Origin of the sequence: Romboutsia maritimum (assembly GCF_002251085.2) — a bacterium.
Lineage (GTDB): Bacteria > Bacillota > Clostridia > Peptostreptococcales > Peptostreptococcaceae > Romboutsia_B > Romboutsia_B maritimum.
This window is the reverse complement of record NZ_NOJZ02000001.1, coordinates 339,689-363,842: the sequence shown is the minus strand read 5'-3', so window position 1 is coordinate 363,842 and position 24,154 is coordinate 339,689. Positions and strand designations below refer to the sequence as shown.

The 24,154-nt window shown below is 27.1% G+C and carries 23 protein-coding genes; all 23 read left to right on the top strand.

Annotation, left to right across the window (positions count from 1 at the left end):
* Window positions 1–5 precede the first annotated feature (5 nt).
* The 23 genes from yfmH to CHF27_RS01660 all read left to right on the top strand — a co-directional run bounded on the left by yfmH (window position 6) and on the right by CHF27_RS01660 (window position 24,138).
* Window positions 6–1,295 carry an EF-P 5-aminopentanol modification-associated protein YfmH gene (gene yfmH / locus CHF27_RS01770; RefSeq protein ID WP_095404690.1) on the top strand — a complete coding sequence of 430 codons (1,290 nt, stop codon included), beginning with the start codon at window positions 6–8 and terminating at the stop codon, window positions 1,293–1,295.
* A 189-nt stretch (window positions 1,296–1,484) separates the two neighbouring features.
* On the top strand, window positions 1,485–3,557 hold the full coding sequence (locus CHF27_RS01765; RefSeq protein WP_095404691.1) for an EAL domain-containing protein: 2,073 nt from the start codon (window positions 1,485–1,487) through the stop codon (window positions 3,555–3,557).
* 212 nt (window positions 3,558–3,769) lie between these two features.
* Window positions 3,770–4,510: a prolipoprotein diacylglyceryl transferase gene (lgt, locus tag CHF27_RS01760; RefSeq protein WP_095404692.1), complete on the top strand. Its 741-nt coding sequence runs from the start codon at window positions 3,770–3,772 to the stop codon at window positions 4,508–4,510.
* 23 nt (window positions 4,511–4,533) lie between these two features.
* Complete coding sequence (rsmH, locus tag CHF27_RS01755) at window positions 4,534–5,469, top strand: 16S rRNA (cytosine(1402)-N(4))-methyltransferase RsmH (protein WP_095404693.1); 936 nt, start codon at window positions 4,534–4,536, stop codon at window positions 5,467–5,469.
* A gap of 193 nt (window positions 5,470–5,662) precedes the next feature.
* Window positions 5,663–6,016 carry a hypothetical protein gene (locus CHF27_RS01750; RefSeq protein WP_095404694.1) on the top strand — a complete coding sequence of 118 codons (354 nt, stop codon included), beginning with the start codon at window positions 5,663–5,665 and terminating at the stop codon, window positions 6,014–6,016.
* Between the two features lie 12 nt (window positions 6,017–6,028).
* The gene (locus CHF27_RS01745; protein ID WP_095404695.1) at window positions 6,029–8,008 is read left to right on the top strand and encodes a stage V sporulation protein D; all 1,980 of its coding nucleotides are present in this window, start codon (window positions 6,029–6,031) and stop codon (window positions 8,006–8,008) included.
* 183 nt (window positions 8,009–8,191) lie between these two features.
* Complete coding sequence (locus CHF27_RS01740; RefSeq protein ID WP_095404696.1) at window positions 8,192–9,574, top strand: UDP-N-acetylmuramoyl-tripeptide--D-alanyl-D-alanine ligase; 1,383 nt, start codon at window positions 8,192–8,194, stop codon at window positions 9,572–9,574.
* 29 nt (window positions 9,575–9,603) lie between these two features.
* On the top strand, window positions 9,604–10,569 hold the full coding sequence (gene mraY / locus CHF27_RS01735; protein WP_095404697.1) for a phospho-N-acetylmuramoyl-pentapeptide-transferase: 966 nt from the start codon (window positions 9,604–9,606) through the stop codon (window positions 10,567–10,569).
* A gap of 16 nt (window positions 10,570–10,585) precedes the next feature.
* On the top strand, window positions 10,586–11,944 hold the full coding sequence (murD, locus tag CHF27_RS01730) for a UDP-N-acetylmuramoyl-L-alanine--D-glutamate ligase (protein WP_095404698.1): 1,359 nt from the start codon (window positions 10,586–10,588) through the stop codon (window positions 11,942–11,944).
* Between the two features lie 48 nt (window positions 11,945–11,992).
* Window positions 11,993–13,123 (top strand): stage V sporulation protein E, encoded by a 1,131-nt coding sequence (gene spoVE / locus CHF27_RS01725; protein WP_095404699.1) that lies wholly within the window; start codon window positions 11,993–11,995, stop codon window positions 13,121–13,123.
* A gap of 14 nt (window positions 13,124–13,137) precedes the next feature.
* Window positions 13,138–14,364, top strand: coding sequence for an undecaprenyldiphospho-muramoylpentapeptide beta-N-acetylglucosaminyltransferase (murG, locus tag CHF27_RS01720; RefSeq protein WP_095404700.1), 1,227 nt, complete (start codon window positions 13,138–13,140; stop codon window positions 14,362–14,364).
* A 75-nt stretch (window positions 14,365–14,439) separates the two neighbouring features.
* Complete coding sequence (gene murA, locus CHF27_RS01715; protein ID WP_095404701.1) at window positions 14,440–15,693, top strand: UDP-N-acetylglucosamine 1-carboxyvinyltransferase; 1,254 nt, start codon at window positions 14,440–14,442, stop codon at window positions 15,691–15,693.
* A gap of 185 nt (window positions 15,694–15,878) precedes the next feature.
* Window positions 15,879–16,634, top strand: a complete 756-nt coding sequence (locus CHF27_RS01710; protein ID WP_095404702.1) for a cell division protein FtsQ/DivIB — start codon at window positions 15,879–15,881, stop codon at window positions 16,632–16,634.
* An 18-nt stretch (window positions 16,635–16,652) separates the two neighbouring features.
* Window positions 16,653–17,360: a DUF881 domain-containing protein gene (locus CHF27_RS01705; protein WP_243444917.1), complete on the top strand. Its 708-nt coding sequence runs from the start codon at window positions 16,653–16,655 to the stop codon at window positions 17,358–17,360.
* A 21-nt stretch (window positions 17,361–17,381) separates the two neighbouring features.
* Window positions 17,382–18,074, top strand: coding sequence for a DUF881 domain-containing protein (locus tag CHF27_RS01700; RefSeq protein ID WP_243444916.1), 693 nt, complete (start codon window positions 17,382–17,384; stop codon window positions 18,072–18,074).
* A 66-nt stretch (window positions 18,075–18,140) separates the two neighbouring features.
* Entirely contained in the window at window positions 18,141–18,494 is a 354-nt protein-coding gene (locus CHF27_RS01695) for a small basic family protein (RefSeq protein WP_095404703.1), read from the top strand.
* Between the two features lie 104 nt (window positions 18,495–18,598).
* Window positions 18,599–19,744 carry a cell division protein FtsZ gene (ftsZ, locus tag CHF27_RS01690; RefSeq protein WP_095404704.1) on the top strand — a complete coding sequence of 382 codons (1,146 nt, stop codon included), beginning with the start codon at window positions 18,599–18,601 and terminating at the stop codon, window positions 19,742–19,744.
* A 468-nt stretch (window positions 19,745–20,212) separates the two neighbouring features.
* On the top strand, window positions 20,213–21,055 hold the full coding sequence (locus CHF27_RS01685) for a sigma-E processing peptidase SpoIIGA (protein ID WP_095404705.1): 843 nt from the start codon (window positions 20,213–20,215) through the stop codon (window positions 21,053–21,055).
* A gap of 50 nt (window positions 21,056–21,105) precedes the next feature.
* Window positions 21,106–21,819: an RNA polymerase sporulation sigma factor SigE gene (sigE, locus tag CHF27_RS01680; protein WP_095405101.1), complete on the top strand. Its 714-nt coding sequence runs from the start codon at window positions 21,106–21,108 to the stop codon at window positions 21,817–21,819.
* An 88-nt stretch (window positions 21,820–21,907) separates the two neighbouring features.
* Window positions 21,908–22,681 carry an RNA polymerase sporulation sigma factor SigG gene (gene sigG, locus CHF27_RS01675; protein WP_095404706.1) on the top strand — a complete coding sequence of 258 codons (774 nt, stop codon included), beginning with the start codon at window positions 21,908–21,910 and terminating at the stop codon, window positions 22,679–22,681.
* 171 nt (window positions 22,682–22,852) lie between these two features.
* Complete coding sequence (locus tag CHF27_RS01670) at window positions 22,853–23,326, top strand: hypothetical protein (RefSeq protein WP_095404707.1); 474 nt, start codon at window positions 22,853–22,855, stop codon at window positions 23,324–23,326.
* Entirely contained in the window at window positions 23,319–23,969 is a 651-nt protein-coding gene (locus tag CHF27_RS01665; protein WP_095404708.1) for an accessory gene regulator ArgB-like protein, read from the top strand. The genes CHF27_RS01670 and CHF27_RS01665 overlap by 8 nt, the downstream gene beginning before the upstream one ends.
* A gap of 49 nt (window positions 23,970–24,018) precedes the next feature.
* Entirely contained in the window at window positions 24,019–24,138 is a 120-nt protein-coding gene (locus CHF27_RS01660) for a cyclic lactone autoinducer peptide (protein WP_095404709.1), read from the top strand.
* Window positions 24,139–24,154 lie beyond the last annotated feature (16 nt).

Genomic DNA, 24,154 nt, shown 5'->3' with positions numbered 1-24,154 from the left:
ATAATATGGAAAAAATAATTAATGATATGTTAAAAGAAGAAATTTATTATGAAAAATTAGAAAATGGTTTAGATGTTTATTTTATGCCAAAACCTGGATTTACTAAGAAATATGCAGTTTTAGCAACAAATTATGGTTCTAATGAATTAGAATTTATACCTATTGGAGAAAAAGAAAAAATTAGAGTAAATGAAGGTATAGCTCATTTTTTAGAACATAAGATGTTTGAACAACCAGATGGAGGAAATGCGTTTGATAAATTCTCTAAATGGGGAGCAAGTGCAAATGCATTTACTAATTTTACTATGACTGCGTATTTATTTTCAGCAACAGAAAATTTTTATGAAAGTTTAGAACATTTAATTGACTATGTACAAACACCATATTTTACAGATGAAAATGTAGAAAAGGAAAAAGGGATAATAGAACAAGAAATAAAAATGTACAATGATGATCCTGATTGGAATGTTTACTTTAATTGTTTAAAAGCTATGTATGTAAATTATCCAGTTAGAGTTGATATAGCAGGAACGGTAGAAAGTATATACAAAATAAATAAAGAAGAACTTTACAAATGTTATAATACTTTTTATAATCCAGGAAATATGATATTGTTTGTTGTTGGAGATTTAGATGTTGATAAAGTAATGGAAGTAGCTAAAAATACAAATCATTACGATGTTGCAAAATTAACTCATAAAATTGAAAAAATTTATCCTCTAGAACCTGATTATGTAAATGAAAAAGAAGTAGTTCAACAATTTCCAATATCAATACCAATGTTCAATATAGCATTTAAAGATAATAATGTGGGAATAAAAGGAGAAGAACTTTTAAGAAAAGAAGTTGTTACAGAAATATTAATAGATATGATTTTTAAAAAGGGTACAAAGCTTTATGAAGAGTTATATATGACTGGATTAATAAATGAAAACTTTGGCGCAGGATTTTCTTCACAAATAGATTATGCATTTACGATAATAGGAGGAGATTCAAAAAATCCTAAAGAAGTAAAAAATATAATACTTAAATATATAGAAGAATACAAAAAAGAAGGTCTTTCAGAAATTGAATTTGAAAGAATTAAAAAGAAAAAGATTGGTAATTTCTTAAAATATTTTGACTCAGTGAATTTCATAGCTAATAACTTTATATCTTATAAATTCAAAGATATTAACTTGTTAGATTATCTTGATGTTATAAAACAAGTTAAATTTGAAGAGATTGAAGAAAGATTAAATAGCCATTTAAAAGAAGAATATTGTGTAATATCAATAGTAGAGCCTAAAAAATAAAATAAATATATTAAAAATAGCTGTCTTAATAAATTATTTTAAGACAGCTATTTTTTTGAAAATTTAAACTGTTTTTATTAAATTAATCAATTAATTAAGCAACTTGCAAAAAATATTAATACATATTATATTCAATATATAGAATTTATAATATTGATTATTATAATATCTACTACGGGGGGAATATAAATGAAGACTGAAAAAAGAGTTATTATATTAAATGAATCCAGGCTTGAAAATAATGATTTATACAAAAAATTAATAACTTATGGATATGATATTTTTGAATGTTTAAATATAGATGAAATATTAATAGGAGATATTAAAAGAAATATTATTTTAATAAATGGAAAAGAAGATTATAAAATAAATATTCTTAAAAATATAAAAAATAATAAATTATTAAGTAAAATACCTATTATAGTACTTATAGATATAGATGAACAGAAAAAAATAGACAAGTATATAAAGTTAGGCATAAAAGATTATATAAAAAAACCGTGCAATACAGATGAAATATCTTTTAGAATTAAAAATATAATTGATTATTATGATTTAGTAGAAAAGTTATATAAAAAAGAATGTAATATAGCAGAATATATTAATAATATACAAGATAAAGATAATAAGTTCCAAACCCTTATAGATAATATGCCAATTGCAATTTGGGTAAAAGATAAAGATTTAGTTTACACAGATGTTAATAAAACTTATTTTTTATTTTCAGAAATTAAAAATGAAAATATAATAGGCAAAAGAGATGAGGAACTTTGGAATGATGAATTGGTACAAAAATTTTATAAAGAAGATAAGATTGTAATAGAAGCAAAAGAAACTATAGAATTTGAAGAAGTACGGAAATTTAATAATGAAGAAAGAGTTTACAAGGTTAATAAATCTCCATTATTAAATATTGATGAAGAGGTAATAGGATTAATAGGTATATATCAAGATATTACAGAATTTAAACTTATAGAAAATGATATTAAAAAAAATGCATCAACTGATTTTTTAACACAAATACCAAATCGTAGGGGGCTTTACAAACATCTAGAAAGTAAATTAAAGCAAAAAAATGAAAATTTAACTGTTATGTTTATGGATATTGATGAATTTAAAAAGATAAATGATGTATATGGTCATAAATCAGGGGATGATGTATTAAGAGTAGTATCAAATAAAATTCAAATGTTCTTTACTGAAGATTTTATATCTAGAATAAGTGGGGATGAATTTGTTATAGTTCTTGAAGATGATATAGAAAAAAAAGAAATTGAAAATAGAGTAGAAAAATTTCTTAAAGAGATTAATTTTGAATTAAGTATCGGTAAAAGGAAATGTTATATATCAGGGAGTATAGGAGTTGTTCAGACGAATACAGAAGATGACATAGAAAGTATACTTATAAAAGCTGATTTAGCTATGTATAAAGCGAAACAAAGAGGAAAAAATACATTTGCATTTTATGAAAAAGGAATGGTTGAAGAAGTTGAAATTAATTCTAATATAGAGAGAGATTTACACGATTCTATAGAAAAAGGTGAAGTTTATTTATTTTATCAACCTCAATATACAGGAGATAAGAAACTTATAGGGTTTGAGGCTTTATTTAGATGGAAAAATGAAAAATATAAATCAGTTTCAGTAATTAAGGTAATAGAAATTATGGAAAAAACTAAGCTTATAAATAAAATGGGAAGATATATTTTTGAAAAAGCTTGTATATTTGCAAAAGAGATAAATGAGAATAGAAAAGAAAAATTGATAGTATCTGTAAATATATCACCAATACAAATTATGAGAAAGAATTTTGTATTAGAAGTTAAAGATATTTTGAAAAAGGTTGGGGTAGATCCTAAGACTCTAGGAATAGAAATAACTGAAAGTATTTTTTTAGATAATCTTGAAGATAGTATAAATACAATATCTCAATTAAAATCCCTAGGAATGAAAATATTATTAGATGATTTTGGGACAAAGTATTCATCATTAAACTATTTAGCTAGATTACCTATATCATCTATAAAAATAGATAAAAGTTTCATTGATAAGCTTACAAATAAAGGGAATTATAAAGTGCTTATAAAATTAATAACAGAAATTGCTCATTCTATAGAACTGCCTGTAGTTGCAGAAGGAGTTGAAAGTAGTAGTCAATTAGAGCAACTAAATGATATGAACGTAGATGCAATACAAGGATATATATTCTCAAAACCTCTTACTGAAGAAGATGCTAAAAAATTAATTAATCAAGATATATAAACTGTTATTATTATTGCTAAACTGTTATAATATTACAATAAAGTTTTTGACGGTTAGAAAAAATAAAGCAACTTGTAGAATTTTAATTTCTGACTACAAATTTCCCGAGAAATTTATGAGATATAATATGTAAATTAAGATTAAAAGAATATATATACCAACACTACGAAAAAAGTATTGAGAAAATTATTTAAGAAATAAGAGGTGGAAATATGGATAGAGTGGCATTTACTTTGTTTGGAATAGATGTTATGTGGTATGGAATACTAATGGCAACAGGAATGATTTTAGGAACAATTATAGCTATAAAAGAGGCTAAAAGAGTAGGTATATTAGAAGATGATGTATTGAATTTAGCCATAATAGCTATACCTTCAGGTTTATTAGGCGCAAGATTGTACTACGTATTATTTAACTGGAGTTATTATAGTCAAAATCCTTCTCAAATTTTAAATTTTAGAGGAGGCGGAATGGCTATACATGGAGCTTTAATAGGTGGGATTTTAGCAGGATATATATATACTAGAATTAAGAAAATTAATTTTTTGAAAATGGCAGACACTGTTATGATAGGTATGCCTCTTGCACAAGCAATAGGAAGGTGGGGCAACTTTATAAATGGTGAAGCTCATGGAGGGCCTACTAATTTACCGTGGGGAATATTAGTCAATGGAGTAAGAGTACATCCTACATTTTTATATGAGTCTATATGGGATTTAGGATTATTTATATTTTTATGGATATTTAGAAAGAAAAAACAATATGAAGGTCAAATCATAGTTTATTATATAACTCTTTATTCATTAGGAAGATTTTTTGTTGAAGGATTAAGAACAGACAGTCTTATGCTAGGTCCACTTAGAATGGCACAAGTAATAAGTTTAGTTGGAGTAATAGGCGGTATAGTTTGTCATATATATTTATCAAAAAGAAATAAGAAAAATAATAAATAAGTTAGTACGAAGGAGAGAGAACAATGGAATTTCATCATGTATCCGTACTTTTAGATGAGTGCATAGAAAATTTAAATATAAAACCAGATGGTGTTTATGTAGATTGTACAATGGGTGGAGCAGGTCACTCTAAAGAAATAGTTAAAAAATTATCTCAAAAAGGTCTTTTTATAGGATTTGACCAAGATAAAAATGCAATAAAAACTGCTAAAGAAAGATTAAGTGAATATAGTGATAGAGTAAAATTTGTTCATAGTAATTTTGAAAATATAAAAGAAGAGTTAGAAAAAATAGGTGTTTACAAAATAGATGGAGTCTTAGCAGATTTAGGTGTTTCATCTCATCAATTAGATGAAGCGGATAGAGGATTTTCTTATATGCAAGATGCTCCGTTAGATATGAGAATGGATGTAAGATCTGATTTTTCTGCGTATGATGTAGTAAATACTTATACTGAAGATGAACTTACAAAAATAATAAAAGACTACGGAGAAGATAATTGGGCAAAACGTATAGCTAAGTTTATTGTAGAAAAAAGAAATGAGAAGCCTGTAGAAACGACTGGAGAGCTTGTAGATATAATAAAAGGTGCTATACCTAAAAAAGCAAGAATGGATGGACCTCATCCAGCAAAAAGAACATTCCAAGCAATAAGAATAGAAGTTAATAATGAACTTGGTGTAATAAATAAGATGATAGATGATGCTGTTTCTATAATGAATAAGGGTGGAAGAGTATGTATAATAACATTCCATTCATTAGAGGATAGAATAGTTAAAAATGAATTTAGAGATTTAGCATTAGATTGTATATGCCCATCACATTTACCGATATGTCAGTGTGATAAAAAATCAGAGGTAAAAGTTATAACTAGAAAACCTATACTACCTAGTAAAGAAGAAATAGAAGTAAATCCAAGATCAAGAAGTGCAAAGTTAAGAGTTGCAGAGAAAAAATAATCAAAAACAAAATAATCAAAAAAAATAATATGAAAAATAGGAAGAAATTTATGTTTCTTTCTATTTTTTTTTAATTAAATACCCCTTTTTTGTTAGTTAATGGATTAATTTTACGATAAAAGGTTAAAGGAAGACATACATTTAATCACAAATATAATATATATTAAACTCAAAAAACTTAGAGGTGAAATATTTGAAAAATAACAAGAAAATAAAAAATATAAATGAATATAGGAAAGTAAAAAAGAATAAACATAAAGATAGGAAGCAAAAGAAAATAAAAAAAGAAATAGTAGTGTTACTATTCATAGCATCAGTTAGCATAATAGTAATAAATCTTTGTGGTTATTCAAAAATTTCTCAACTAAAATATGAAATACATTATCTAAAAAAAGACTTAAGACAAAAAGAAGTGATTTTAGAACAGCTAAAATCAGAATTATATGCAAAAACATCAACAGAGCAAATAGAACAGGAAGCAAAAGAAAAACTGAATATGGACTATCCAAAAGAAAACCAAATTAATTATATAGATGTTGATAGCTAGGGGGGGAAAAATTTGAAAAATATAAAAAGAATAAGTAAAAAAAGATTAGTACTTGTTCTTGTACTAGCCTGTACATTGTTTTTTTGTCTTATACTTAGGACAGGATATTTGCAGATGATAAAGGGGAATTGGTTAAGCACAAAAGCTCTAGAACAGCAAACTAGAGATATTCCTATAGAACCTAAAAGGGGAACTATCTATGATAAAAATATGAAGGAACTTGCAGTAAGTGTTACAAAGTATACGGTTTGGTGTAAACCAGTAGAAGTAAAAAATAAAAAGGAAACAGCGAAAAAGGTATCAGAAATTTTAGAAAAAGAATATGACGACATCTATAAATCAATAAACAAAAAAAATATGGCACTTGTAAAAGTACAAAGATGGATAGATGATGAAAAAGCTACTAAAATTAGAGATGCTAAATTAGCAGGAATTTGGGTGGCAGAAGATAATCAAAGGTACTATCCATATGGGAATTTTGCATCTTATGTATTAGGACATACATCATCTGATTCTACAGGTATAGCAGGAATAGAGATGCAGTATGATAAAAAATTAAAAGGGAAGTCTGGAAAATTAATAATTAGTACAGATGCTTCAGGGAGAGAAATACCTCAAGGTATGGAAAAATATTATGAACCAGTACAGGGGAATGGACTAGTTTTAACTATAGATGAAGTAATACAACATTATGTAGAAAAAGCTGTTCAAAAAGCGTATGAAGTTAATAATGCAAAAAGAGTGACAGTAGTAGCTATGGATCCTAAAACAGGTGATTTACTTGCTATGTGCTCTAAACCAGATTATGACCCAAATGATTCGAGAACCCCAATATATTCATACTATGAAGAAGAACTAGATAAGTATAGTGATAAAGATAAAATAAAAGGATATTATCAAATGTGGAGAAATCCAGCAGTAAGCGATACATATGAACCAGGTTCTACTTTTAAATTAGTTACATCATCATCATCTCTTGAAGAAGGTGTTGTAAAGGAAGGTGAAAAATTTACTTGTAAAGGAAGTGTTACAGTAGGAGGAAGAAGAATTAAATGTTGGAGACATTATAGACCACATGGAGAGCAGACATTTAAGCAAGCAGTTCAAAATTCCTGCAACCCAGTATTTGTTGAGTTAGGAAGTAGATTGGGAGTATCAAAATTTTATGATTACATAGAGGCATTTGGATTGACTAATAAAACAGGAATTGACTTACCTGGAGAAGCAAAGGGAATTTTGTATAATGAAAAAAATGTAGGACCAGTAGAATTGGCTACAATGTCTTTTGGTCAGTCTATATCAGTAACACCAATTCAATTAATAACAGCGATATCATCAATTGCAAATGATGGTAAATTAATGCAACCAAGACTTGTTAAAGCATATACTGATAATCAAGGCAATGTGATTAAGGAAGTAAGCTCTAAAGTAGTAAGACAGGTGTTATCAGAAGAAACTTCAAAGGAAATGATGAAAGTAACTGAATCTGTTGTTAAAGAAGGTGGAGGAAAAATAGCATACTTACCAGGATATAGATTAGGAGGGAAAACTGGAACAGCGCAAAAAGTTATAGATGGTAGATATGCCCAAGGAAAATATATATGTTCATTTGTAGGGATAGCACCTACTGATGATCCTAAAATTGTAGTTTTGGCTATCGTTGATGAACCAACAGGAGTTAGTGCATTTGGTAGTACTACTGCAGGACCGATAATAAAAGAAATAATGAGTGATTCTTTAAAATATTTAGGAGTTAAGCCTACATATACAGAAGAGGAAAAACAAGAAAATGAAAAACCACAAGTTACAGTACCTGATGTAAGAAATTTAACGATTGAAGATGCTGTAGCGGCTTTAGAAGAATCTAAGTTAAAAGCTAATTTGGATACAGATATAGAGATACCGAAAGGGACTAAAGTAAAAGATATGTTCCCTAAACCAGGAATAAAAGTTTCGCAAGATTCAAGTATAATGATATATACTAATAATTAAAAGTAACAGATCAATAACAGATAGATATAAATATCTTCAAAAAAATATTAATATAGTATATAATTATAAAGTTGATAAATGTTAGGGGCAATGTATATGAATATATACATTGCCTTTTATTCAGATGAGAGTTAAAATAATAAAAGTATAAAAGTATAGTAGGTTGTTAAAGGAGGAGAGAACATGGAGAACCTAACACTAAAAGAATTAGTAGTAGCAACAAATGGTCGTCTAATGATGGGTAAAGAAGGCGCTTTTGTAAATGATGTAGTCATAGATAGTAGAAAAGCAAAAGAGAATAGTTTATTTGTGGCAATAGTAGGTGAGAACCTAGATGGTCATGATTTTATAGAGGCGGCTTACAAAAATGGATGTAAAACTTTCATAAAAAATGAAAGTGTTAGCATAAAATTAAATAGTTCGGATATAAATTTAATAGAGGTTAAAAATACAGAGATAGCTCTAGGTGATATTGCGAAGTATTATAAAGAAAAATTTGAAATACCATTTATAGGGGTTACAGGTAGCGTAGGAAAAACAACTACAAGAGATATGGTATATGGAGTATTATCAGCAAAATTTAATACTTTAAAAAATGAAGGAAATTTAAATAATCAATTAGGGGTACCTTTAACATTATTTACATTAAAATCATCTCATGAATGTGCTGTAATAGAAATGGGAATGTCAGGATTTAATGAAATAGAATATTTATCTAATATAGTAAATCCTAAAATAGGTGTAATATCTAATGTAGGATTATCACATATAGAAAATTTAGGATCTCAAGAGGGTATCTTAAAAGCTAAGATGGAAATAACAACAAATTTTGATTCATCAAGTATATTAATAGTAAATGGAGATGATAAATTTTTATCTACTATAAAAGGAAAAGAATATGATTACACATTAAAAACATTTGGATTTAATACAGATAATGATATTTATTGTAAAGATTATATTATGGAAGAAGAAAGCATAAACTTTACTTGTGTAATAAATGGAGAAAAACAAGAAATATTCATACCTACAGTAGGAAAGCATAATATATATAATGCGATGGCGGCTATATTAGTTGGAATGAGTCTAAATCTTACATTAGATGAAATAAAAGAAGGATTAAAAAACTTCAAGGCAACAAAAATGAGATTAGATATATTAAAAAATGATAACATAACAATTATAAATGATGCATATAATGCAAGCCCAGATTCTATGGATGCTGCTTTAAAAATATTAGGGAGATATAAAAATAGGAGAGTAGCTATATTAGGAGATATGTTTGAAATGGGAGAACATGCAGAATATGGACATAGATTAGTTGGAAAATCATCTATTGATAATGTAGATATTTTAATAACTATAGGAAATGATTCTAAATTCATATCAGAAGAAGCTAAAAATTTAGGATTAAATCCAGAAAGTGTATATCATTTCAATACAAAGGAAGATGCAATTAATAAATTGGATGATTTAATTCAAAATAAAGATGTAGTTTTAATAAAAGCATCTAGAGGTATGAAATTAGAAAAAATAGTAGAATATCTAAATGAACAATTAAACTAATGAGATAGCCAACAAGGGAGAGGAGTTATATTATGTTAGGAATAACAGAACTTACGTATACAGCAATGATTTCATTTCTAATAGTAGTTATACTAGGACCAATATTTATACCTATGTTAACTAAATTTAAATTTGGTCAACCAGTTAGAGACGATGGACCAAAAACACATTTAATTAAAAATGGAACACCTACTATGGGTGGAATATTAATGATAGTAGCTATACTTATAACAGGACTTACAAGAAGTAAAGTTAGTCAAGATATGATAGTAGGACTTATATGTATAACAGGATTTGGATTTGTAGGTTTTTTAGACGACTTTATAAAAATCAAAATGAAAAGGTCATTAGGTTTAAAAGCTTATCAAAAAATAATACTTCAGTTTGCATTAGCTTTATATATTGCATATTATCAATATAGTGCATCACCAAGTGCGACTCAACTTATAATACCATTTACAGATGCTGTTATAAATTTAGGACTGCTTTATGTACCAATAATGATGTTTATAATAATAGGAACAGTTAATGCGGTAAATTTAACTGATGGATTAGATGGCTTAGCATCAGGAGTAACTTTAATAGTAGCGGCATTCTTTATGCTACTTGCAGGTTCGGTATCGAATACAGATATAGCAGTACTTGCAGCGGCAACAGTTGGAGCTTGTTTAGGATTTTTAGGATTCAATTCATATCCAGCCAAAATATTTATGGGAGATACTGGATCTATGGCATTAGGTGGAGCTGTTGTAGCATTTGCAGTTTTAACTAATTCAGTGCTTATAATACCCTTAGTTGGAGGTATATATTTTGCAGAAGCTATATCAGTTATACTTCAAGTAACATATTTTAAATTAACAAAGAAAAGAATATTTAAAATGGCTCCAATACACCATCATTTTGAACAATGCGGATGGCCAGAAACTAGAGTAGTATTTATATTTTGGATAACTACTGTAGTATTAGCATGGATAGGTATAATAGCCATATTCTAAGTTTGGGGGAAGAAAAATGGACCTAAGAAGTAAAAAAGTTTTATTAATTGGACTTGCAAAAACTGGAATATCTACAATAAAACATTTAGATAGACTAGGAGCAAGAATAGTTGTTAATGATATAAAAGATGAATCTAAACTAAAAGAGATATTACAAGAATTAGAAAAAATAAATAATGTAGAGTATATATTAGGATATCATCCTGAAAATGTGGATGATATTGATATGGCTGTTGTATCACCAGGCGTACCATTAGATTTACCTTTTATATTAAAATTAAAAGAAAATAATATAGAGATTATAGGAGAAGTAGAATTAGCATATAGATTATCTAATGATCCTATCTTTATAGGTATAACAGGAACAAATGGTAAAACAACTACAACTAGCATTGTAGGAGAAATATTTAAAAAAGCTCAAAAGGATACTTATATAGTTGGAAATATAGGAAATCCAGTTATAGATACTATAGATAAGACAAATGAAAAGTCAGTGTTAGTAACTGAATTAAGTAGTTTTCAGCTTGAAAGTATAGATGAATTTAGACCAAAAGTAAGTGCTATATTAAATATAACTCAAGACCATCTAAATAGACATCATACTATGGAAAATTATATAGATGCTAAAGCTAGAATTTTTATGAATCAAAAAAATACTGAATTTACTATACTAAATTATGATGATTTAGAAGTGAAAAAATTAGCGCAAAAATGTAATTCCAAAGTGATTTTCTTTTCAAGAAAAGAAGAAGTTGAAGGTGGAATATACTTAGATAGAAATGACAATATAGTAATTGACATAGATGAAAAAATAACATTTTTAAATAAAGAAGAACTGAGTTTACCTGGTGGGCATAATTTAGAAAACTGTATGGCTGCTATAGGTATAGCTTATGTGTCTAAAATAAATTTAGAAGTTATAAAAGATGTGTTGACAACATTTAATGCAGTAGAACATAGATTAGAGTTTGTTAGAAATTTAAATGATATAATGTTTGTAAATGATTCTAAAGGAACAAATCCAGATTCTACTATAAAAGCTGTTCAATCATATAAAAATCCAATAATATTAATAGCCGGAGGAATGGATAAAGGAAGTAGTTTTGATGAACTTCTTGAAATTGCAAAATCCAATGTTAAGATATTAGTTTTATTAGGTGAAACTGCGTCTAAAATAGAAAAATCTGCTAAAAATAAAGGATTTAATGATATACACATAGTAAAAGATATGGAAGAAGCAGTTAATACTGCTTACAAATTAGCACAAAAAGGAGATTTAATATTATTATCACCAGCATGTGCTAGTTGGGATATGTACAAAAGTTTTGAAGTAAGGGGTAAAGACTTCAAATGTAATGTAAACAATTTAAAATAACCTCTTCATAAAACTACTTAATTGTGGGAATGGAGGTAGGTCTATCGGATGCCTAAGGAAAGTTTGAAGAAGCAAATTGACATGGGGATGAAGACTGAATTTGACTCAGTAGTATTTTATACTACTATGATTTTAGTATTCATAGGTATTGTTATGGTGTTTAGTGCAAGTTATATACAATCTTCATTTAAGCACCATGATGCCTATTTTTTTCTAAAGAGAAATGTAATTTATGCAGCTCTTGGTTTTGCTGGAATGATTATAACATCTAGAATAGATTATAAATTCTGGAAGAAAAATGCAACTACAATAGGAATAATAGCATTGGTATTATTGCTATTAGTTTTAACTCCTTTGGGAGTAAAAGTTAATGGAGCTAGAAGGTGGCTTGGAATTGGAGGAGCATCAGTTCAACCAGCAGAAATCGCCAAATTTGCAACAATAATAATAACAGCAAAGTTGATGGAAAAAAAATATGATTATATAAAATCTTTAAGAAAAGGAGTTTTACCGCTTCTTATGGTGCCAGCTATATTTTTCGCATTAATAATACTTCAACCTAATTTATCTACAGCAGGAACTATAATCTTAGTTACTTTTGTTATGATATTTGTAGCAGGAATGAATATGAAATTTGTAGTGGCAATGATAGGGAGTGGAGCTGCCTTATTTGCAGCATTAGTAATTGCTGAACCTTATAGGTTGAGTCGAGTTACTTCATTTTTAGATCCATTTCAAGATCCATTGGGCAAAGGATATCAAGTTATACAAGGGCTTTATGCACTAGGATCAGGTGGATTATTTGGACTTGGGCTTGGAAAAAGCAAGCAAAAGTATTTTTACATACCAGAACCACAAAATGACTTTATATTCTCAATAATAGGAGAAGAATTAGGACTAATAGGATGTATAGTAGTAATGATGCTGTTTTTGATATTAGTATATAGATGTGTAAGAATAGCACTTAAATGTTCAGATGTATTTGCATGTATGGTTGTAATAGGAATAGGTGCTCAAATAGGAATTCAAGCAGCTTTAAATATAGCAGTTGCAACTTCGTCAATGCCAGCCACGGGAGTAGCCCTCCCATTTATAAGTTATGGAGGAACATCCCTAACTATATTTATGGGTGCAATTGGTATAGTGTTAAACATCTCAAAACATGTCAAAATTAACTAACAGGAGATGATTCAATGAAAGTTTTATTATCAGGTGGAGGAACTGGAGGTCACGTTTATCCAGCTATAGCTATTGCAAACAGAATTAAAGAAGAATATCCAGATGCTGAAATATTATTTGTAGGAACGCAAAAAGGTATAGAATCAGAAATAGTTCCTAAATACGGCTATAAATTAAAGACTGTTACAGTACAAGGATTTAAAAGAAAAATAGATTTTGATAATGTAAAAAGAGTTTTTAAATTATTTAAAGGATTAGAGCAATCAAGAAAAGTTGTTAAGAAATTTAAACCGGATGTAGTAATAGGTACTGGCGGATATGTAAGTGGTCCAGTATTATTTAATTCAGCTATGAGAAAAGTTCCGACAGTAATTCATGAACAAAATTCATTCCCAGGAGTTACAAATAAAATACTTGCAAAAATGGTTACTAGGGTATTAACAAGCTTTGAAGATTCTCATAAGAGATTTCCAGAGGAAACTAGAAAAAAATTAGTTCTGACAGGAAATCCAGTAAGAAAAGAGATATTAGTAGCTAGAAAATCTATTTCAAGAAGAAATTTAGGAATAAGTGAAGATAAAAAGATGGTTCTTTGCTACGGTGGTAGTGGAGGATCAGAAGAAATAAATGATGCTATGAGATTAGTAATACAAAATATGATTAAAGATGATGTAGCATTTATATTTGCTACAGGTAAATACTATTATGAGGAATTTATGAAAAGTATGGAAGGCGTAAGCTTAAAACCATATCAGAGAATAGTTTCATACTTAGAAGATATGGCTAATGCTCTTTGTGCTAGTGACTTAGTAATAGGAAGTGCAGGGGCAATATCTTTAGCTGAAATAACAGCGTTAGGTAAACCATCAATTATAATACCGAAAGCTTATACAGCTGAAAATCATCAGGAATATAATGCAAAAAGTATTGAATCAAGAGGAGCAGGAATAGCTATATTAGAGAAAAATTTAACACCGCAATCTTTAAATGAAGCAGTATTTAAACTTCTTGGAGATAAAGAGAAGTTAATTGATATGAGTAATGCTAGTAAAGAAATAGGTAAACCAGAAGCAATTGACTTAATATTTGATGAAATTATTAAAATATATGATGAAAATAACAAAGTAAAATCTGAATCTAAGTTAGAGAAAAATAACGAAGAAAAAGTAAAAAACGAAGATATATTAGCTAAAAAAGAAGAAGAAAGTCAAGCAAAAGTAATAGGAATAAAGAAAAAGTAACAAATAACCTCTCTAGAACATAGTATTTAAATTATAGGCATTTGATTTAATATACTACAGCTAGGGGGGTTAATTTTGTCTAAGTATATAATAACCGGAGGAAATAAAATAGAAGGCAGATTAAGAATAAGGGGAGCAAAAAATTCTATATTACCTATAATGGCGGCTACTATACTTAATGAAAATTTAAGTATAATTCATAATGTGCCAGATATTTCTGATGTATATGTAATGGTTAAAATACTGCAAAGTATCGGATGTAAGGTAAAAAAAGAAGAAGATACGCTTATTATAGATAGCACAAATATAAGTTCTAATGAAATAGATGAACAATATGTTAGAAAAATGAGATCATCTATAATTATTATGGGAGCTATGATAGGAAGGTTAGATTATACATCTATAAGCCATCCAGGTGGATGTGCTATTGGATCTAGACCGATAGACTTACACTTACAAGCGCTAAAAGATTTAGGTGTAAGAATTGAAGAGGAGCATGGAGTTATAAAATGTTTTAGAAATAATCTTAAAGGGAATACTATAAATTTTGAATTTCCTAGTGTAGGAGCAACTGAAAATGCAATACTTGCAGCAGTAAAGGCAAAAGGAACAACTAGGATTTATAATGCAGCCAGAGAACCAGAAATAGAAGACTTACAAAAATTTTTAAATTCAATGGGAGCAAAAGTAAAAGGTGCGGGAACAAATTATATAGAAATAGAAGGTGTAGAAAAATTAACTAAAGTTGAACATAGTGTAATACCAGATAGAATAGCTATAGGAACATATATGATAGCTAGTGCTATTACAGGTGGGAATTTAGAAGTGGATAAAGTAGTTATACCACATATGGAGCCTATTAGTAATCAATTAAGATTAGCAGGATGTGAAATTGAGTACAATGATTGTGGAATAAAACTTAAATCGCCTAAAATAATACAATCCATAGACTTAATAAGAACATCTCCTCATCCAGGATTTCCAACTGATATGCAAGCTCAACTAATGGCTTTAATGTGTTTATCAAATGGAACTAGTTTATTTTATGAAACCATTTTTGAAAATAGATTTATGCATTGTAGTCAGTTATCTAAAATGGGAGCTGATATAAAATATATAACAGAAAATATAAGTATGATAAAAGGAGTAAGAAAACTTCATGGTTCAAAAGTTAAATCACCAGATTTAAGAGGAGGAGCATCACTTGTATTAGCAGCTCTTTCTACACCAGATAAAACAGAAATATCAGATATATATCATATTGAAAGAGGATATGAAAATTTAGAAACTATATTAAAAAATTTAGGTGCAGATATTATGAAAGTATAAAAGGCTCAGTAAGAGCCTTTTAGATTATAAAAAGATATAATAGCTTTTTTTTTCTTTTTTAATTAGGACAAGCATAAAAATGTAAAAATAGATCTTAAATTAGGAGAAAAATGTGAAAATTTTATGTAGGGAAAGCCACTTGTAAAGTTGTATTTATACATTATACTAGACAGGAGGTAAATACCTTGAAAAATAAAAAAAGAAGAAAAAAGGTGAATTTAAATAAATTAATATTAATTTTAAGTATGCTACTTATGATTGCTATAGGCACCTGTGCTATACTAAATAGCAATTTATTTATTGTAAAAACTATAGAAATAAAAGGAAATTATGAGATTAGCAAAGAAGATATAATAAAAAATTCTGGAATATCAAAGAACAAAAATATATTTACATATAACTTAAAAGGAATAAAAAGGAGAATAGAAAAAAATCCATATATGGAAAATGTAAATGTTAAAATAAAAATTCCAAATAAATTAATAATAAATATAGAAGAAAAGGATAATGTAGCACTACTAAGAAATGATAAAAGTTATTGTTATATAGATAAATATGGAGAATTGATTGAAAAGTCTCAAGGAATTAAAGAAAATAACGATAAAATAATAGTGGACATAAATTATAACATTAACGATGAAAATAATTTGATATTTAAGGATGAAGATGCAAAAAAAAGGTTACTCTATCTACTGAGTCTACTAGACAATAATAAAGTATATAAAAAAGTAAAGAACATAAATTTAAAAGAAAAATCTATTATAACTATGAATACAAAAGATAATATTAAAATCTTACTATCTAATAAGGATGACTTAGATTATAATATATCTAGAGTAAATAAAATATTAATTGATTTACAAAGTAAAAAAATAAACCATGGAATAATAGACCTAACTTATAACAATTATGCTTTATATAACCCAGAGAACAGTAGGTAAGATTAGGAGTGATTAGATTTGCATAAAAAAATAACTTACAAAAGCTTATTAGTAACTAGTATAATACTTGGAGTTCTTGTGAGTTTACAATTGAAAACTATAAATTTAGAAAATAGTGGGATGACTACATCTAAAAAGGGAGAACAATTAGCTTTAGAATTAAAATCATTAAAAAAAGAAGAAAATAATTTAAAAGAAGAAATAGGGAATATAAAAAAAAGCATAGATGCTTATAAGAATGTAGAAGGAGAGGAAAGTCAAAAAATAATAAATTCTGAAATAGAAAAATACGAAAAACTAGCAGGGTATACTGATGTAAAAGGAAAAGGTATACAAATAGAAATAAAATCATTAGAATCTAAGAAAGAATCAGATGTCAGCCAAGGAATTAAATATAATTATGACTTATTATTATCTATGATCAATAAATTAAATTCAGCTCAGGCGAATGCTATATCTATAAATGGACAGAGAATAGTTTTAGATACATATATGCACTTAAAGCAAGATGAATTATATATAAATGATTTTAAAGTAGAAGAACCCTTTATAATAAAGGCTATAGGTAATTCAGACACATTAGCTTCTGCTTTGCAAATAAAATATGGTATTGTTTGGGAAATAGAAAAATACTATAATACCAAAGTTGAAATAACGAAAGAAGAAGAAGTTAAAATAAATGCTCATATAAAAAAATTTAATTTAGAAGAAGTAAAAAATAATTGATATGATATTAAGATGATAAAATTGCAAAAAAGAAATAAAATAAAATTAAAAATGGTAATATTAGGAGCATTTATAGTTGGAATACTTATATCAACATATTTTAAAACTTTGGGGAATACTAAAGCATATATAACTTTAGATGAAAAAAAAAGAATAGATCTAAATATAGAATTAAATAAAAAAGAAATAGAACAATTAAAAGAAAAAGTTAAAGAATATAAATTAACATTAAAAGAATATGAAAAAAATTTTAATTCAGATGAATCAGTTGAAGAGTTAATGGTAAAAGAATTAGATTATCTTAAAAGTTCAGGGGGATTTTCTAAGGTTGAAGGTCCAGGTATTGTAGTAACTATAAAAGATAGTGATAAAGAATTAGAAATAACTCAGACACCAAATGATTTGATAGTTCATGATATAGATATATTAAGAGTAGTAAATGATTTAAAAAAAGCAGGATCAAGTGCAATATCCATAAACGGAGAAAGACTTTTATCTACAAGTAAAATAAAATGCTCAGGAGCAACAATTACAGTTAATGAAACAACTTATGGACAACCATTTATAATAAAGGCTGTGGGAAATGTTGAAACATTAATGGCAGCAATGATTTCTCCGCAGTCGTATACTAATTTATTAAAGGATGTATATGGAATTTATATAGATGTAGAAAGTAAAAATAAAGTAATTATAAATCCTTATGAAAAAAATTAAATAAAAAATGCTAAAAAACTTGAACAATATAGGTATTTCAAAGTAAAATAAAGAAGGTGAGCATTTATGATATGGATATTAGCAGGATTAGCACTTGGAGTAGTTGTTGGATATTATATTCCATTTACATATCCTATAGATTACTCGCTTTATATGTCAGTTGCAATACTTGCAACTATGGACTCTATTTTTGGAGCAATAAGATCAGTATTTGAGAGCAAATATGATAATTTAATTTTCATTACTGGATTTATAGGAAATGCATTATTAGCTATATTTCTTACATATATAGGCGATAGATTAGGATTACCGCTTTATTATGTTGCAATATTAGTATTTGGGTCGAGATTATTTGACAATTTATCTATAATTAGAAGACATATTATCGCGAACCTAGGTAATAAAAAAAGAGGAAAATAAGTATTTTTGTGGAATAAGTTACTTAAATATTAACAAAATTAAAGAATTAAATGATATAATTAGTACATAATTTATTTTGGATCATTAAATAAGGAGGTTTATAGATGCTAAACTTTGACGTAGAATTAGATGGCTTCGCGCAAATTAAGGTAATAGGCGCAGGCGGCGGCGGAAATAATGCTGTTAATAGAATGGTTGAAGCGCAACTTAAAGGTGTTGAGTTTATAGCAGTTAACACAGATAAGCAAGCTTTACTTACATCTAAAGCTGAATATAAAATTCAAATAGGTGAAAAACTTACTAGAGGGTTAGGTGCAGGTGCAAACCCTGAAGTAGGAAAGAGAGCTGCAGAAGAAAGTAAAGATGAAATAGTTAAAGTATTACAAGGAGCAGATATGGTGTTTGTAACTGCTGGAATGGGTGGTGGAACAGGTACTGGTGCAGCGCCTGTAATTGCACAACTTGCTAAAGAAATGGGAATACTTACAGTCGGAGTAGTTACTAAACCATTTGTTTTTGAAGGTAAAGTAAGAATGAAAAATGCAGAAAACGGTATAGAAGAACTTAAATCTAAGGTAGACACATTAATAACTATACCAAATGATAGATTATTACAAATAGTTCAAAAAAATACATCAATGTTAGATGCATTCTCTATAGCAGATAATGTGTTAAAACAAGGTATACAATCTATATCAGATCTTATAGCAGTTCCAGGCCTTATAAACTTAGACTTTGCTGACGTTACTTCAATAATGAAAGAAAAAGGACTAGCGCATATGGGTATAGGTAATGCTACAGGAGAAAATAGAGCGATTGAGGCAGCTCAAGAAGCTATTCAATCTCCACTCCTTGAAACTTCAATCAGAGGAGCAAGAGGGGTATTACTTAATATAACAGGTGGTTCTAATTTAGGATTGTTTGAAATAAATGAGGCATCTACTTTAGTTCAGGAATCATGTGATCCAGAGGCAAATATTATATTTGGTGCATCTATAAGAGAAGACTTAGGAGATGAAATAAGTATAACTGTAATTGCCACAGGATTTGATGAAGCACAAAAAGGTGGATTTGAGTCAAATGAAAAGCCTAAAATGAATGCTAGACCTACTATGAATAATAATATAAGACCTACTATAAATGAGCAGCCTCAAGAAGAGATTGCAATAACAAAAGAAGAACCTAAAAGAAATAATATAATAGAAGATGATGATATGGAAATACCAACATTTTTAAGAAGAAGAAGATAAATTGCTATTATAAGGACTGTTTCAAAATTATACTTTGAAGCAGTCCTTTTATTGTTTAAAAAATTATATAAATATTATATTTTGCATAAGAATAAATTCAACTAATAAAAAGTATGCTTAAATATTCATTTATATTAAAAAAAGTATAAGAATAATAGTAAAAAATATACTTAAATATTACTATTAATAAACTAATTCTACAAGTTAATTCTACAAAGAAACTTCTTAAATACACTTAAATAAAAATATTTAGTTTATCAGGAATTAAGTAAAAACTAAGTGTATATCTAGATTTGAACAAGTTTAGTTAAAAAAACAGAATGTTTTTGTGATGAGAAGAAAGATGAATACTTTCTTTTTTTGTTATTTTTAATAATAAATTAAATGCAATTCGACCTTTAAAAATGACATAAAAATTTAACCCTTCTAACTTATAATATATTAAAGGTTCAAAGGGGGGAGTATGTAATGTATATTGAGTATTACATTATAGAAAACCTATTAATAAATTATATTATTATAAGTTGTACTTCTATTCTTATTAAGGAAAATAATAATGTGAAAAAAAAATGGATGGGTGCAAGCTTAGGTGCTATATATTCTGTTGCCTATCTTTATCCATCTCTACATATATTATTTACTATACCGCTAAAAATAATTATTATAATTCTAATAACTCTAGTCTCTTTTAGTTATAAAAGTAAAAAAGAATATACGCGCACATTATTAGTTTTTTTATTAGCTAACATATTTATATCTGGAAGTACGTATTTTGTAATTTATTTTACAGGTATAGACCACATGAAAATTTCGTTCATTATAATTTGTGCATACTTAAGTTGTGAATTATTGAAGTATATATACAAAGATATAAAAATGATTAAATACATAAAAGAATTTACAAAAACAATAACAATAAGTTTGTTAAATCATAGTTATACTTGCAAGGCATTGTTAGATAGTGGGAATCTTTTAAAAGATCCAATAAGTAAAAGTGATATTATCATAATAAAAGCAAGTATTTTAAAGGATATTATACCAAATATAAATTTAAACTATGAAAATAACTTTATAGATGCAAAAAAAGCAGATGAAATAATAAATACTTTAGATGATGAAATTTCAACTAGAGTAAGAGTAATACCATATAGACATGCAGGTAGCAATAAAACAAGCATGATATTAGGATTAAAAGCGGACTATGTAGAAATTGACAATAGAAAAATAGGAAATATAGTTTTAGGAATTACTAATTTTAATGATGAAGATTACAAAGCTATATTAAATCCAACGATATTATCAGAAGCTTAGATAGTTAAAAACTAAGGGGGTAGAGGATATTGAAGTCACTGTTATTAAAAATGAAAGTAAGATTAATTAACTTCATTGTTTCGCTAGGAATTAAGTTAGGCATCATAAAATCAAAAGGAATTTATTATATGGGAGGAGTTAATATACTGCCGCCTCCTTTAAAATCAAAAGAAGAAAATGAATTATTACAAAAGTTAGAAAATGATGAAAGTGTAAAACCTATACTTATAGAAAGAAATTTAAGGCTAGTAGTATATATATCTAGAAAATTTGAAAATACAGGTATAGATGTAGAAGACTTAATTTCAATAGGTACAATAGGACTTATAAAAGCTGTAAATACATTTAAATTAAATAAAAATATAAAATTAGCTACGTATGCTTCTAGATGTATAGAAAATGAAATATTAATGTACCTTAGAAAAAATAATAAGAAGAAAATAGAAGTTTCATTTGATGAACCATTAAATATAGATTTAGATGGAAATGAATTATTACTATCTGATGTTTTAGGAACTGAAAATGATGAAATATACAAAATTATTGAAGAAGAAATAGATAGAGATTTATTAGTGATGGCATTAGATAGATTATCTGAGAGAGAAAAGCAAATTATGGAATTAAGATTTGGATTAACCAATAAAGGAAATGAGAGAACACAAAAGGAAGTTGCTAACATGCTTGGAATATCTCAATCCTACATATCTAGACTCGAAAAAAAAATAATTTCGAGATTAAAAAAAGAAATGAAGAAATTTGTATAATATAAATAAATTCATCTTAAAAGTATAAAAATATATGATGTGTAAATAATTTCATATAGATAATACTTTTAAGAGAGGACTGAAATGTATGCAAATTAATAAAGTTGAAATCTGTGGTGTTAATACATCTGAGCTTCCAGTTCTTAAAAATAATCAAATGACAGAGCTTCTTGTTAAGATAAAAGCTGGAGATGAAGAAGCTAGACAACGATTTGTTAGAGGAAACTTAAGATTAGTTTTAAGTGTAATACAAAAGTTTAATAACAGAGGAGAAAATATAGACGACTTGTTTCAAATAGGTTGTATAGGGCTTATAAAGGCTATTGATAATTTTGATTTAAGCCAAAATGTAAGATTTTCAACTTACGCAGTTCCTATGATTATAGGTGAAATAAGAAGATATTTAAGAGACAATAATCCTATAAGAGTTAGTAGATCATTAAAAGACATAGCATATAAAGCACTACAAGTTAGAGAGAGATTAGTGAGATTGAACTCTAAGGAACCTACAGTATCAGAAATAGCTAAAGAGTTGGAACTAGAAGTAGAATCAGTAGTAATGGCACTAGATGCAATTCAAGATCCAATATCACTATTTGATCCAGTATATCAGGATAATGGAGACGCTATATTTGTAATGGATCAAGTACAAGATAAAAAAGATACAGATGAAAATTGGTTACAAGAGATAGCATTAAAAGAAGCGATAAAAAAATTAAATAACAGAGAAAAATTAGTGTTAGATTTAAGATTTTACAAAGGAAGAACTCAAATAGAAGTTGCAGATGAAATAGGAATATCTCAAGCTCAAGTGTCGAGGATAGAAAAAAATGCATTGAAAAATATGAGAAAATATATATAAAAATAATATTATTAAAAAATCGTTGATAAATAATTTTTCAACGATTTTTTTGTTGAAAAAATTATATTAAAAATAAGTAAGAAAAAAGAATGTCATCAAATGGAATAATTTGAAAAAAAACTTTTGAAATGTTATAATATACAAGACAACAAAACTAAAAGGAGAATAATAATGTTAAAGTCATCAGTTATATATACATTAGTTAGAAGTTTGCCAGAGTCTATTTTATTTATATTTTTAGGAAATATGTTATTAGAAGCAAATATGAGCAAAAATAAAATTCTACAAATGGGTATGTTAATGACATTGATAATTTCTTTTGTAAGATTGCTGCCTATTACTTTTGGTGTACATACAATAATTTCTATTATGATTGAAGTATTAATATTTACTTATTTATCAGGAAATAAAATAATTCAATCAGTTATAATAACATTTGAATTATTTATAGCATTGTTGTTAAGTGAGACAATATATATGTTTATAGCAATAAATATATTTAAAATAAATTTAAACGTATTAGTTAATCGATCAAATTTTATAAGTGCAATTTCAAGTATTCCATCATTATTAATTTTTTTAGGAATAGCATTTATAATAAAATTTTTTAATAATAAAGTCAATTCAAGGGGTAGGGATGAGTAAAGTAGAAGAAATTGCATCAAATTTATCTATAAAGATAGGTAATAGATTAGAAAAATCAGAAGAAGACATAAACATTTTAAAATACGGAATGTTTGTAATAATACATACTATTTTTACAGCAATAATAACTATATTCGTAGGTATTATTATAGGAAGACTCAAAGAAGTATTGATTATAACTATATGTTGTGGTCTGCTAAAAAGGTATTCAGGTGGAGTTCATGCAAGTAGTCCAAATAGATGTACAATTATAGGGTTAATGATGGTTATATTGTTAACTTTTATAGGAGATATAATAATACAAAAATCTGATAAATTTATATTTTTAATGATTATCATGATTCTAATAACTTTAGAATATTTTATAATATATAAAAGATGTCCAATTGGATGTAAAGAAAAACCTTTAAAAAATGAAAATAAAAGAAAAAAGTTGAGAAAGAAATCTTTTAAGTTAATGAATATCTATATACTTGTTATAATTTTATTATATGTTTTTTATTTTTTGAAAAATATTTATTTTATAAAGTCTATAATAATGTCGGTGGTATTGGGAATTTTCATGCAAACATTTGCTTTAAGTGTAATAGGAAAAATGTTTGTAGAAAAAATTGATAACATCTTAGATATATCTAAGTTGTAATATATATGAAGCTAAAATTTGATAACAAAAGAAATAAGGGGGATCACTAATGGATTTTTTAATTAATACTCTATTTAATGCAACTAAAAAGGTTGCAGGAGAAGCAGCAACTTTATGTATGTGTCTTTTCTATGAACCAGAGGTTCCAGAATCATTAAGAGAAGATTAATAATTAATAGACCATG